General features: G+C 37.4%; 15 protein-coding genes and 1 riboswitch. Of the genes, 3 read left to right on the forward strand and 12 right to left on the reverse strand.

Features of this window, described 5'->3' with window-relative positions; translation table 11 throughout:
• Window positions 1-263: 263 nt before the first annotated feature.
• From H4J41_RS08595 to H4J41_RS08605, 3 genes are read right to left on the reverse strand one after another with little or no spacing between them, the layout of a single operon-like run.
• Window positions 264-1,421 (reverse strand): PD-(D/E)XK nuclease family protein, encoded by a 1,158-nt coding sequence (locus H4J41_RS08595; protein ID WP_182135655.1) that lies wholly within the window; start codon window positions 1,419-1,421, stop codon window positions 264-266.
• A gap of 55 nt (window positions 1,422-1,476) precedes the next feature.
• Window positions 1,477-2,487, reverse strand: coding sequence for a YafY family protein (locus H4J41_RS08600; protein ID WP_182135656.1), 1,011 nt, complete (start codon window positions 2,485-2,487; stop codon window positions 1,477-1,479).
• A gap of 34 nt (window positions 2,488-2,521) precedes the next feature.
• Window positions 2,522-2,788: a hypothetical protein gene (locus tag H4J41_RS08605; protein WP_182150451.1), complete on the reverse strand. Its 267-nt coding sequence runs from the start codon at window positions 2,786-2,788 to the stop codon at window positions 2,522-2,524.
• A 274-nt stretch (window positions 2,789-3,062) separates the two neighbouring features.
• On the opposite strand from H4J41_RS08605, the gene H4J41_RS08610 reads away from it, so the two are divergent.
• From H4J41_RS08610 to H4J41_RS08620, 3 genes are all read left to right on the forward strand, one after another.
• Window positions 3,063-3,425, forward strand: coding sequence for a hypothetical protein (locus H4J41_RS08610; RefSeq protein WP_182135657.1), 363 nt, complete (start codon window positions 3,063-3,065; stop codon window positions 3,423-3,425).
• On the forward strand, window positions 3,412-3,819 hold the full coding sequence (locus tag H4J41_RS08615; RefSeq protein WP_182135658.1) for a hypothetical protein: 408 nt from the start codon (window positions 3,412-3,414) through the stop codon (window positions 3,817-3,819). Before H4J41_RS08610 ends, H4J41_RS08615 begins: the two co-directional genes overlap by 14 nt.
• Window positions 3,820-4,112: 293 nt before the next feature.
• Window positions 4,113-4,589, forward strand: coding sequence for a DUF4124 domain-containing protein (locus H4J41_RS08620; RefSeq protein ID WP_182135659.1), 477 nt, complete (start codon window positions 4,113-4,115; stop codon window positions 4,587-4,589).
• A gap of 346 nt (window positions 4,590-4,935) precedes the next feature.
• On the opposite strand, the gene H4J41_RS08625 is transcribed toward H4J41_RS08620, so the two are convergent.
• The 9 genes from H4J41_RS08625 to H4J41_RS08665 form a co-directional block, all read right to left on the reverse strand.
• A complete protein-coding gene (locus H4J41_RS08625) occupies window positions 4,936-5,145 on the reverse strand; it encodes a hypothetical protein (protein WP_182135660.1) in 210 nt (69 codons plus the stop codon).
• Window positions 5,146-5,994: 849 nt separating this feature from the next.
• Entirely contained in the window at window positions 5,995-6,420 is a 426-nt protein-coding gene (locus tag H4J41_RS08630) for a hypothetical protein (RefSeq protein ID WP_182135661.1), read from the reverse strand.
• A 14-nt stretch (window positions 6,421-6,434) separates the two neighbouring features.
• The gene (locus H4J41_RS08635; protein ID WP_182135662.1) at window positions 6,435-6,878 is read right to left on the reverse strand and encodes a hypothetical protein; all 444 of its coding nucleotides are present in this window, start codon (window positions 6,876-6,878) and stop codon (window positions 6,435-6,437) included.
• A gap of 271 nt (window positions 6,879-7,149) precedes the next feature.
• A complete protein-coding gene (locus H4J41_RS08640) occupies window positions 7,150-7,317 on the reverse strand; it encodes a DUF2897 family protein (RefSeq protein WP_182135663.1) in 168 nt (55 codons plus the stop codon).
• A gap of 268 nt (window positions 7,318-7,585) precedes the next feature.
• The gene (locus tag H4J41_RS08645; RefSeq protein WP_182135664.1) at window positions 7,586-8,479 is read right to left on the reverse strand and encodes a cobalamin-binding protein; all 894 of its coding nucleotides are present in this window, start codon (window positions 8,477-8,479) and stop codon (window positions 7,586-7,588) included.
• Between the two features lie 36 nt (window positions 8,480-8,515).
• Entirely contained in the window at window positions 8,516-9,121 is a 606-nt protein-coding gene (cobO, locus tag H4J41_RS08650) for a cob(I)yrinic acid a,c-diamide adenosyltransferase (protein WP_182135665.1), read from the reverse strand.
• Window positions 9,122-9,126: 5 nt separating this feature from the next.
• The gene (locus H4J41_RS08655; RefSeq protein ID WP_310649787.1) at window positions 9,127-10,128 is read right to left on the reverse strand and encodes an iron ABC transporter permease; all 1,002 of its coding nucleotides are present in this window, start codon (window positions 10,126-10,128) and stop codon (window positions 9,127-9,129) included.
• 2 nt (window positions 10,129-10,130) lie between these two features.
• A complete protein-coding gene (locus tag H4J41_RS08660; RefSeq protein ID WP_182135666.1) occupies window positions 10,131-11,006 on the reverse strand; it encodes an ABC transporter ATP-binding protein in 876 nt (291 codons plus the stop codon).
• Window positions 11,007-11,206: 200 nt separating this feature from the next.
• A riboswitch (cobalamin riboswitch) is annotated at window positions 11,207-11,349 on the reverse strand.
• Window positions 11,350-11,561: 212 nt separating this feature from the next.
• Window positions 11,562-13,628 (reverse strand): M13 family metallopeptidase, encoded by a 2,067-nt coding sequence (locus tag H4J41_RS08665; protein WP_182135667.1) that lies wholly within the window; start codon window positions 13,626-13,628, stop codon window positions 11,562-11,564.
• Window positions 13,629-13,698: the final 70 nt, after the last annotated feature.

Here is a 13,698-nt window from a genome sequence, read left to right on the forward strand (position 1 = left end):
CGATCAACCACTACATTTTGTGGTTCCTTTCTTTTGTCATTTAGGTCTGGTTGGTGCACAGTGAAGACGTTAGCAACTCATGAATCCTAACGTCTACTAAGCTCATAACGGCCGTTCATATTTTATCTCAGAACGCTATTTTCGCTGCAACTAAAAGTCATAATTTAGGCATGAATTGATCTTAATAAATATCCCTCCTTACCATTATTTTCGTTTACTGTGCGTTCCGTATAGAAAGAACAACACAGCTTAAGATTAATTGATTATGGAATTAACTGTTCATGTTCGTTTATCAAAGCTAAAAGTTTACTATGAACTATTGGCAAGACACCTTTTAAAGAATGAAGATTATTCTGATGTTCATCGAAGAATAAAACCGCAATCTCACTTGAGTTAGACCCTGATTTATCTTTCACTGCCTTACCAAATGACAAACCAGATATTTCACTTTCTACTTCAGAAAATAATTTTTTATAAATGCCCAGGCGCTCTATTTTTTTAGGTATACCAGTTTTGTGAATTACAGCATATTGCCTAATAGATAAGCAGTACTCATATCCGCCTATAGATTTATTTTTTCTTTTTTCAAATCGATAAAAAACACTTTCATTTATCTTTTTGTCATAAAAATCTTTTAGAAAAATAAATCGATACTGTGTCCAAGGTCGCCCACTACTTGTCCCGTGACTTATTGCCATTTCACCTATGGTTTCAGGGCACCATTTTGATATATACTTCATTAATTCGTATTGAAAGGGAGCAGAAGTAAGCTTTTGATAACCCTTTTTTTCAGTTAAATGGCTAATAATGTCGTCGTGCTCATATTTTAGTTTCGAAATATAATCTCTATATGATGTAAAAATTAAATTATCCGTAGTTATGCGTTTAAGAAATTTATATATGGAATTAAGATCAATAATTCCAAAATGATACTTTGTTTTTACTAAGTCATCTCCCTTTACAAACGCACATTCATTCTTATCTTCATCAAATAAATAACCCGTTTTATAATAAATTTTGACTATTTCATTTTTGACATACCCGTGTATCTTTTTTTGCTTATTTATTACAAAGTCAACGTATTTTTTAAGCTGGTCTGAATGAGGGGGTGTATTAGTTTTATCTTCGATAATAAATTCTGTGGGATTACCATCAATTTCAACAGCGAAAAACACATCCATTTTTCCATATTGCCGTAAAACTTTCCCTTTCCCTGTTAATAGCAACCTACCAATAGATTCTAAAGTTATTTTATCTGCACAAGGATGATTTTTCTTACAAAGTAATAAAATGAACTCTTTTGCTGCATTTTTTAACTCATGCTCTTCTGTATAATCTAGCCAATTAAGCAACCAACAAATAAAAGCATCTTGTGAAAGTTCACCGGTGGCGTAATCAAAAATATTAGGCTCTTTTCTCATCTTATTCTTTAATCCTATTGTAGTTTTTAGTCATTGTTTGGTTCTTTACATTATTTTAGTATTCATAATTATTTAATGAGTTCTTTAAGGCTCTTACGACTTCAACTTTAAGATAAGTTGGTGACTCGCACGTCACATCAGCACCATATTTTAGTATCCAAGCAACCAAGTCATAGGTAGGGATACAGCTAAATTGTACATGCGTCCATTGAGTTGAAGTCTGTAAAAGTTGTTGGTCATCTGCTAATTGATTGTTGGTAAGTGTATCTAGTGCAAAGCCCTTGACTTTTAGTTCAACGATTTCTATTTTATTGCCTGCTTTTAATAACCAACCAGAAGGGTTTTTGGCGAAATATTCTTGCACAGTAAAAGAACGTGGAGCATCCATTTTTGTATGGTTTTTTTCAGCAATTTTAATGCGATGAAATAAAAATAACTTTGGTTTCTCAGGGCTGTCCTTTTTAGTTGCCACTAGATAATGGCTTTGTCCTCGAATGATAATTCCTAAAGGGTTTAAGCAATAATTTATCGAAGCGTTTTTATCTTTTGCTTGATATGTAATATTTATTTGATTTGCTTTTAATACGCAATCGTAAATAATTTTACGCGCATCTTCAGAAATCAAACTGTTATTATTAATTAATGGATAGCCCTCTGAAATTACCTGTAATTTTTCTTGCCATTTGCTAAATGCATTGTCTGAGTTGAGTGTGCATTTAGCGTCAGCTATTCGTGCTTCTGCTCGAAGGGTGTATTCAATCGGCATTACTTTGAGTAGCAGCTTTTCTGATAAAATTAACATCAGCGCTTCGGTTGGTTGAATACCTTTAAATTTGCTCGCGTTATTTTGAATACAACCCCAACCGTAACCTTCTGCTGTGTTTTCTGAATAAAGCCCGCCTATATTGGTTAATTTCACCAAGTCTCTTTCAACAGTGCGTTTACTCACATCAAACCCTTCATCTGTAAGGTGTTGATGTAAGGCAATGGTCGTTATGGGTTTGCCTGGTGCTAATGGGATTTTTCTTAACATCTCTAAATGACGTAATGTAGTACTATTAGACATAACAAGGTGCTACCTAAGAGATAAATTTATTATTTTAGTGGCTATATACTTTGTAGTGACTGTCTTTTTTCCAGATTATTTTACAATCAGTAAAATCAAAATAATTTTTTAATTGCTCTTTATATGCGTTAGTAAATAATGAATTATCCATATAAATGGTTATTGTGTTTGCTAACGGAGAATACACCACTCTTCCTCGTGGAAGTTCTTGGTATTCACTAGCGATAAGTTCTTTAAAATGGGGTAAGTAAATGTGTTTTTTTTCCCATTCTGTTATATGTTGAAAGGGACTATCAACCATGCCTATATCATCAGGGGCCAAGGTTTCAATCGCTATTTTTTTAGCAATTAAGTTGTTTTTATAAAACCAAAATATACCAACGTTAATAGTGAACTCCTTTTTATAATATTAATAAAAAATCATTTAATTTAATAGCTTAGATAATATATATTTTACCGTAACACATAATAATGACTCGCGCGACAACCGGTGTCGCTTAAAAGAAATTTATTGCGACACTCTTTGTCGCACAGCGAGTTAAGATGTTTTCATGGTAGGCAATCAGTTAAAAATTATGGCTAACGAAAGTGATATGAGTATTGAATACAGTAGAATACGGCAATTATTGGAGCAGTTTACTCTTTATGGGGAAGCTGAGTTCACTATTGTCTTTGGCGCTATAGCGGAAGATGCTAACTATAGCACTTGGTCAACGCCTGATGATGATTTTAGTAAGTATAAAGAGTCTGGTTTTTTTAATCTCATGCAGCATTTATTAAGTGCATTCATTGAATATAAAAGTCAGAACATATTACTTGAAAACTGCCACGGCATAATTAAAATTAAGCAACGTGATATTGCTATTGAATGGGTGAATAAAAAAGTTGCCGACGATGCTATTGCTTCAATTCATGAGAAAGATAATGTTGATTACTAATAAAAAAATAAAAATTACAGAGTTAAGTGATGTGCTTACTGAGCATCGAGAATATCACCAAATGAAATTAGGTTGCTACCTAACAGCATTAAATTGTGAACAAAATAAAATACAAAGCAACAGCGTACGAGAAGGAAATGTAATTACATTTCCTGAAAGCTACCATGATTATGTTATTCGTATTTCAGGAGAAGCATATAATTGTTTTGAGAATCATCCTATAAGCATATACGTGACGTTCACCCAAGACAGGCAGGCTTGGGTGAAATACGCTAGTACAATACAAAATTTAATAGATTGTCAAAAAGCTGTTTTGGTTAGTTCCGATGTTTATAACGTACTATATGCTGAAATTAACTTTTATAATCCAACTATTATTTGTTCAACGGGTTAACTCCTATTTTAGTTAGGATCTTACCGGATAGGTGAAATTGTTAATACCATCTTTGAGATTAATAGCAGGCAAGAGAAGAAGCGATTTACTCACTTACGCACTGTGCGTTTAATGACGATTGACCGCAATGGTGCCTCAAGAGCCAGTCAAGGTGATGTTCAATCGGGTTTACTCACAGCTCAAAGCAGACGTTAGCCTTTGAGTTACTAACGGTGATTTTTTGTGTAAATGATTTGTGTTTAATATTGTAAGTGCTATCTTGTTTAATATTAAAAATTGACAGGGATATAGTCATGATCAGGGTGGTTTTATTTATATTATCAATGATATTGGTTAATAAAACGTTAGCTGGAACAGTATATAAGTGTACTGTTGATGGGGTAATTAAATATAGTCAAATGCCTTGCGGCGATGGCGAACCTGAGAAGGTAATAATATTAGATGTAATGACTAATTCTATCAAGTCACCCCAAAAGCAACCTCAATCTACAACCAGTAATAATGACTACATTATTAAATCACATATTATCCGCAATAAGATAAAACGCTCTGAAGCTAATATTAAGAAATACCAAAAGAAAATGGCAAGAGAATTAAATGTGCTTAAGGCTCGCACTTACAGTGCTAACAATAACTTAGCTGGAGCTATTTACCAGGATGCCTTGAGTACTGATATGCTTGCGGTAACAAATAAATATCAGTCATTAATAGGTACTTCAACTACAAATATCAATAAATTAAAGTTAAAAATAAATGATTTAAAAAAATAATTATTATCTTATTTTAACATTTACTAGCGATGTTATTGAGATTAAAAATACAACACTAAAAAATATATATGACCGCTATGGTCGCAGCCCGTGTGAAAACTATTTTTAACTTGCGTAATTGGAAAATATCAACGAAAAAAGGCGCTGTAGATTAATTTTTTTAGTACATTTGCTATCAAACCATCTATTCATTTACGTAGCTTCGCAAAAAAAATTAAGTTGGGAGTTTTCACACAGTCCGGTGGCTAAGCGGACTAATTATTGTGGTGAACTCAAGGCGAAATTAGGTCCGCTTTGTGGCATAAGTGACAATTAAATCCAATCCCACAAGTGATTCCATTTTTGTTTAGTTTTGCTTGTTGTCATAACAAACAATAGCAGGTACAAGCACGTCAAGTAACGCCCAGTTCTTATCATGACTTACATCGTCATCAGCAAGTATGTGTACGAGTTTAAGCACTTCTTCGTACAACTCTTGAGTTAAGCCTACTTCTGGATGAAAGCCTAGTTTAGCTTGCAATTCTTGACCTAAGCGTATCAGTTTTTCAGTATTCATATTAGTGAGGTTCTCTAAGGTATTCGTCGTGATACTTTTGGAGATTAAGCCAAAAAACAGCACTCACCTTCGTAGCCAACTCTAACTTACGTGCAAATTCGATTGTTACCTCGACATTCCCATCTATGAAATTAACCAAGTCCGTTTCAGATATAGACATAGCCTTAGCTATTTCATCTGGTTTAAGTTCCACATTAGATAGGAATTTTTTAACAAATACGTCACACGGTTTCGTTCTTAATAGTAATAGTAGAGCTGGTCGGATAGTTGGCTGTGATTCTTCATGGTTAAAACTAATTGGTTGCCTAGACCACAGCAGGCTTAGTAACCCGGAAAAACGTTAAAAACAAACGAAACATCCCCCCTATGGCGCTTTTTTGTGCCTATAAATAAATTTAAAGTACCCACTATTTTGTAGTGTTAACTGTGAGATATTAATAGTCACTTTAAAGGGATGGGCACAAAAATCCTAAAAGAAAATAAAAAATAAAGCCACTTAAAAGTCCCTTTATTTTTTTCATACTCTAATTCATTTTTTATTAGGAATAAAATAAATATGCCTGACATATTCAAATTAATATTAGTTCAAATGGTTAGCACTCTAAACGAGAGTGACTCATTATTATCTTTACTTGTTGTTGTAATAATATGCATTATATGTTTAATAATCAATAGTTTGGAGTTAAAAACAGACAAATAAGGACCTGCAATAAATTGCAAAATAAAGACTATTAAAGTTCTAAAGGAAAGGTGTATTTTTGGATTGCTTTCCTACGTTATTTTTTGGTTGTTTGTATTAAAAGTCAAGCTTGAACGCTTGACTTTTTTTACGCTTTATTGACTGGCTGCTTAGCTAGGGCTACAAGGCACCAGCTTTTCTTCCTCATCATCATCGACCCCTGATTGCAGTGATTCCTCGTCACTATATTGCTTGTTCGTCGGAATATTTTTCAGAATGCCAGCCGCACCACCGAGCGAATGGCAATGCCACTGTACACCTGAGCCTCTGCCATCTACAGCAAGCTCTTTTCTATTAGCATCAACAAACTTCACTGGAATTTTAAGTCGAAAAAAAATAGCAGCAACATCCTGTGGGTATATTGCGGTTTCATCATTTATCACCGCGATAGTACTCCCAAACATCATAGCGTTGAACTCGGTAATAAAATTATCGGCTTCACTTTGCTCATAAGCTAGTCTAAGTCGAGCTTCTAGCGCTGATATAGCAATGTAAGGCATTCCGCTTGCAAGCCTCGTTAATTCTAATGTGACCATGTTAATGAATTTCCCTAAATGTCCGTCAAACTATTCGTCGTTGGAAAAAATCTTTCAAAATTATCAATCCAGTACCAGCGTAGGTATAGCGCGCCTGATTTGTCATATTGGATATGATTAAATTTTTTTGTATCATTCACAATGCACAACACAAAAGGTTCTTGATAATCGAGTAAAGTCGATAGACGGTAGAGCAACGCATCTTCATCATTGAGGCTTTCGACATTAGTTAACACTACGATTTCATACTCAGAAAACTGTCGGCTAAAAGAGGCTCTATCAACTTGTGTTACATCTATATAACAAGTTTTTCCAATCAAGTTACATTGTTCAATTAAATGTTCCAATGTGCTCACATCAGGCAGTCTAAGGGCTGCATTAGTCGCAGGTGATTTGTGAATTAGTTCTTCCAGATTCATCATTTCTTCATCGCTATCTAGGATTACACTCGTATTCAAGCGTTGAGCTTTAGACTAAAGCTAGCTCAATAGATAGCTCAGGACAACACCTTGCTTGTAACTTATCATACAGAATCCATACAAAAAATAATCCGAATATGGTTTGTTTTTTATAGCTAATACCGCAATGTGGCATAAGTGATCGAAGAGGTTAAGTCTAGCAAACACAAGATGTAGTGGTCGGTTGGGCTAAGTGGATAGCCCTTAAAAATTGGCATTTATCCAATTTAAGCGCTATTAAGGTTAAGCATCAAGGCTATAAATTTAGCGCTTATTCCTGCTCTTGATCTTTTTTAAGTTGTTCTGCCTTTCGGCTATCTACTTTTTTTTGTTGTTCGTCTGAGAGCTCAAATTTACTGGCTGATTGCTTGATCAATAAGATACCGGCGATAACAGAGCCAACAGCAACAACAAGAATTAACATGCTGGTAAAAGTCATATTTATATCCTTTTAAATAAAATTTATGGGTAAGAAACTTGTTTGCTATTTAACTTTTTAGTCTAAAAAAAGACAGGTAGCGATACAGAATAATAGCATGTAATTTATGAATATGCTTGCAACACGCCAGCAAGATCACTTGTTTTAAACGGGTTTAATAAAGTCAGTTTAACCCGTATTTATAGCCAACATTTACCACAATATTTACCACAATATTTAGAATAAGTATCTAGCATAAGTATTTAGAATCACTAGCTAACACTAGATACTATTCACTTGTCATGCGCTGATAGTAGGCTCGGCTTTTGTCTGCTTGCTGACATAAATCGGTCAGGGCGTGTAAACTGCGCGTGCTCATTCGATGCACAACATCAGCATCAAGGATGATTATTTGTTGATGTTTAATTGCCGACAATATCGGCCATTGCTGCCAATCATAACTATCATTACCCGCTTGCTTTTTTGAGAAGGGTTGAATAATAACATCAACATTTGTTTGCAGTATTTGCTCAATATTTACTTGTGGATATTGGGCTTTTGCTGCCATAAATGGATTACTAATACTGCAAGCGTCTAAAAACTGTTGCGGCCAACTCCCCTTGGCAATGGTGGTTAAGGGTCTAGACCAGACCTCATAAAAACCAGTGAGTGTTTTTTTATGACCATATTGCTTTTTGATATGGGCTAAATCGGCTAGAAACTTAGCCGCAACACGTTCAGCTTGTGCGCTGTGACCTGACAGCTCCCCAAACAAGCGCAGCTCTTTAGCGACATCTTTAAAGCTATTAGGCTGCGAGTAAACCACACGAAAGCCCAGTTGCTTAATACGGGCTAAATCATCACTTGGGTTACCACTTCTCCAAGCGATAACTAAGTCTGGTTGTAATTCAATGACCCGCTCTAACTGAATACGTAAAGCGCTGCCAATTCTGGGTATTGTCTTTGCCGCTAGCGGATAATCAGCGTGATCAGTAGTTGCAACTATTTGATCACCGGCGCCAATATCAAACAACATCTCAACAATGTGTGGTGATAATGCAATGATGCGTGGTTTAGGCACATCAATAACCGCGGTATGATCAATACTTTTACTTGTGGCTTGTGTACTCGTAATATAAGTAAAGCCCAGTAATATAATCCCTAGGTATTGGCTGAATTTCATGACGGTTCCATTTGTGTTTTATGACAGCAATATTGGCTACCAATCAATACCTTTTTGTGCTTTTATACCATTATCAAACGCATGCTTAAGCGGCTGAACTTCACTGACGGTATCGGCAAGTTCAATGATACTGCGATGACATGCACGACCAGTAATAATGACATGCTGTTTAGCGGGGCGATTAACGATAGCTTCAATCACTTCATCTAAATCTAAATATTTGAATGACAGCATGTAGGTTAATTCATCAAGTAAAATCACGTCGACACTTTCATCTTTTAGTAAGCGTTTTGCCTCTTCCCAGACTATGACGGCAGCGGCAATGTCTTTTGACTTGTCTTGGGTGTCCCAAGTGAAACCGGTCGCCATGACATGAAACTCAACGCCATTGTTTTCTAATAAATTACGTTCACCACAGGCCCAATCGCCTTTAATAAATTGTAATGCCGCCGCTTTATAGCCATGCCCAACCGCGCGGGCTAGCGTGCCAAAGCCTGATGTTGATTTACCCTTACCATTACCTGTGATAACAATAAGTAAACCGCGTTCTTCTTGAGCGGAATCAATGCGGGCATCAACTTTTTCTTTAAGGCGTTGCATACGATCTTGATGATTTTGAGTTTTATCTGTATCTGTTGTCATGTGATTTATCCTGTTTTACGTGTGCGATACATGATCGCTAAAAAGAAAATACTGCCAATGGCTGAAGTAATGATGCCAATGGGGATTTCGACATTACTCAGCAAACTGCGCGCGGCAACATCAACCCAAACTAAAAAGCATCCGCCAACCAAGGCGGAGCCAATAATTAACGGCATGGTGGTAACGCCAACCAGTTGCCTAACAATATGTGGGATCATCAGGCCAACAAAACCAATACCACCGCAATAAGCCACTATGGCGGCGGTCACTGCTGCACATAAAGCTAATAGAATTAAACGCAGTTTGTTAACGTTAACGCCAAGGCTTGCCGCACTTTCATCGCCCAGTAACAGGGCATCTATTTGTCGGTGTAAGGCAAAAATAATCAGTAAAGTCAGTAATACCATGGCACTGATCAAATAAAAGTGGAACATTTCAACGCGCGTTAAACTGCCCATTAACCAAAAAATAACTCGGCTGGTGGCAAAAGGGTCGCCAAGGTAAAGAATAAAGTGGCTAATAGAGCCAAGCATGAACGACACCGCAATGCCGGTTAATAATAAATGGTTCATATTACGCAGTAAGGTCGCGATACCAAAGACAATGACCACAGAAAATAATGCCCCAAGAAATGCCGCCAATGGCAAGGCTAGCGCTTGTTGGTCACTGAGCACTAAAGTGGCGATGGTAGCACCTAAGCCTGCGCCAGAAATAATGCCAAATAAATAAGGATCGGCCAGTGGGTTACGAGTTACATTTTGCAGTATTGCCCCCGCACAAGCTAAACCCATGCCGGCCACTAAACCCACCAAAACACGTGGAATGCGTATTTGCCAAATCACCATGTCGTGCATAGTGGAGGCGCATTGATTAACCACACATTGAAATATATCTAGGCTAGTAATGCTTGCTGGCCCAAAGGTTATCGACATAATAATGGAGAATAAGGTAAAAGCAATAAGGCCTGAAAATACCCAGATATTTTTACCTTTGATGCCGCTAAGAATACTCACGAGTGTTGACCTTTACTAGTTGACTCAGTTGACTCAGTTGACTCAGTTGAGCTCATTGCCCCCGTTGGTTTAACCGCCGATTGATGAGCCATCATAGTATCATCAGCAGGATAGAAATAAACTCTAGGTACGCCACAATGTTGTGCGTCATCTCGATAACAGGGTAAACCAAAAACTTTGGTTAACAGCTCAGGCTTTAGCACTTGATCAACACTATTGTCGCTGACTAAGTTGCCTTTATCTAATAGCAGCAAACGATTACAGTAATGTGCGGCTAAATTGAGATCATGTATGGTCATAATAACGGTAATATTTAACGCTTTCACGAGTTGTAATATTTGATGTTGGTAGAAAATATCTAAGTGATTAGTGGGTTCATCTAATACCAATATTTTTGCTTTTTGTACTAGGGCTTTAGCAATTAATACCCGTTGTTGTTCGCCGCCAGATAAGGTGTTAAAAAATTTTGCTTGGCTGCTAGCTAAACCCACTTTTTCTAACGCGAGTATAATGTCTTTTTTATCGACATCATTATCACGAGCAAAGAGGCTTTTATAGGGCAGTAGGCCCATTCTAACCACATCATAAACGTTTAAATCAAATATGGGGGGCGAGTTTTGTACCACTAAAGCAAATGTTTGTGCTAATTCATGTGGTTTGTAGTCGCTGATTTTTTTATTTTTTAGCTTAATGCCGCCTTGCCAATTTTTGTACTGGTTTAGTATGCACTTAAGCAGTGAGGTTTTGCCGGCACCATTAGGCCCGATAATGCCAATAATATCGCCGCGGGCAACATCAAATGAAATATTATTAAGAATACTTTGTTTATCAACAGCCCAAGATACTGACTCAACACTGAGTAAGTTTGCCATTAAAGCCAGCCTAGCTTAGTGCTAATCACGTCTGGCATGTGTTGGATAATAACTAAGGAGTATATTTTCATTGCGGCCTAGAGGTTAATTCAAAAGCTTATGTTGCATAATAAAACTAACTACAGCGCAGAAAATAGGATACGAATGCCTTAAAGACAGTGTAACTTACGTGTATTCCCGCACGGTGTTAACATGATTAGCTTGGTACAATAGGTGATACTAGGTGTCCTGACTTATAACTTTTATTAAAAGCTATTTACAGTTGCGGGTACAGTCACGGAATTTAACCGTGTTCCCTATCAATTAGCCAAGACAATAACAAAGCATCTGGCTAAAGGTATCGATTATTAGGCATGAGATTTTACGGCTTAGTATGCTGCTTTACAATAAAAACCGTCATTTGACGCGCTAAAAACCGTCATTTGACGCGCTATAAGCGGCGTAAAAAAAAGGAGCTAATGCTCCTTTTTTATTTTGTCACTGTATTTTGACAATTTGTTTTAAGCGTTAATTAGACCTAAGGTGATTTTTCTTATGTCATCAGTAAAGCCAATATTACCAAATTTTAACGCGCTTCTCAGGAGCGATATACATAGCGTCACCTGCTTTAACGTCAAAGGCGCTATAAAACTCAGGCATATTTGATAATGCCCCTAGTGCACGGAACTCACCTGGCGAATGTGGGTCTGTTGCTACGCGATTTCTTAATGATTTTTCAACCATTTTTCCACGCCATATTTGTGCAAAGCCCATAAAGAAGCGTTGGTCGCCGGTTAAGCCGTCGATCACTGGGGCTTCTTTGCCATTTAATGAAGCTTTATAAGCTTTATAAGCGATAGTAACTCCGGATAAATCACCAATGTTTTCGCCTAAGGTTAGCTCGCCATTAACGTTTAAGTCATCAAATACCTCATAGTCGCCATACTGTGCCACTAAGTTATCCGCGCGCATGGTAAAGGCCGCTAAATCTTCATCAGTCCACCAGTTACGCATGTTGCCTTCACTGTCGTATTTGCTGCCTTGGTCGTCAAAGCCGTGGCCCATTTCATGACCAATAACGGCGCCAATGCCACCGTAGTTTACCGCATCGTCTGCAGCTAAATTAAAAAATGGCGGCTGTAAAATAGCCGCTGGAAAGACAATTTCGTTTTTAGTTGGGTTGTAATAAGCATTAACGGTTTGAGGTGTCATCGCCCATTCTTGTCGGTCAATTGGACCACCAAGCTTAGCCAGTTCTTTTTGGTGAGCAAGCGTACCTGAGCGTATTGTATTGCCGACTAAATCGTCACTTTTAATGCTTAGTGCAGTGTAATCTTCCCACTTATCTGGGTAGCCTATTTTAGGATCAAAGCTGGCGAGTTTTATACGTGCCGATTTTTTAGTCGCCTCTGACATCCAGTCAAGTTCGTCGATGCTGGCGCCGTAAGCATCACGTAAATTTTCAACCAGTTCTGTCATACGGGTTTTAGCTTCAGGCTTAAAGTGACGGCCAACATAAACTTTACCAATAACTTCACCTAAATTGTCATTAACTACGGCAACACCACGTTTCCACAGTGGGCGCTGTTCTTCACGACCACTTAACTGTTTTGAATAAAAATAAAAGTTTTCATTGGTTAACTCGGCGGTAAGTGAGCTGGAAAAATTACTCAGAGTGTGAAAAGTGAGGTAAGTCTGCCAATCAGCTAAGGATGTTGCCGCGAATGTTTCACCAAAACCTTTAATAAATGAAGGTTGGTTAATGATGATATCTTTCTGCGTGGCTACACCTTGTGCTGCAAGGTAGGCGGTCCAGTTGAAAGCATCTGTTATTGTGTTTAAATCGGCAACATTAAATTTGTTATAACGCTTAGTACTGTCTCGAGATTCAACTTTGGTCCAATGAAATCCGGCTAACTTAGTTTCAAGCGCCATAATGGTTTGAGCGGCGGCCTTACCGTTTTTTAAACCCGCTAAATCGAATATGCTTTCAATGTGAGCAAGGTAACCTGCGCGTAATGCTGCAAAACGTTCGGCTTCATTAAAGTAGTAGTCTCTGTCCGGTAAACCTAAACCACTTTGCCATATATGTGTGGCATATCGTGTTGAGTCTTTTGCATCAACACTGATATAAAAAGCGAGCGGGCTACCGACACCAATCTTTTGATTTTCACCAAAGAAAGTGGCAAGTTCATTTTTATCTTTCAAGCCATTAATGTCGTCAAATATTGTTTGTACTGGCGCTGTGCCTGCAGTGTTACGGCTATCTAGATCCATGAATGAACGGAATAAGTCAGCCACTTTTTGCTCATCACTGCCCATTTTTAGATTTTTAGTCGCGGCTAATTCTTCGATAATCGCTTTTACGTTGTCGTCAGCTTCATCACGTAAGTCATAAAATGAGCCAATGGCGGTTTTGTCACCCGGAATTTCGTGAGTGTTTAACCATGCGCCGTTAACGTAGCGGTAGAAGTTGTCTTGTGGACGAACAGACAAGTCCATAGTGGCTTTATCAATACCCGATGCCAAAGCCGTTTTTTGCATAACCGGTACTTCAGTCGCGGTTTTTGTGCTGGTATTATCATTACAAGCTGCAATGAATAGTAAAGAGCTGCAAACAGCAGTTGTTATTATTTTCTTCATTCAATACTCACCATTTATTTAGTAGACTAACTTTTATTTTAAGTAAGAATATATTAAAGGCTATCACGCT

Origin of the sequence: Colwellia sp. MB3u-45 (assembly GCF_014077005.1) — a bacterium.
In the GTDB taxonomy this organism is placed as follows: domain Bacteria; phylum Pseudomonadota; class Gammaproteobacteria; order Enterobacterales; family Alteromonadaceae; genus Cognaticolwellia.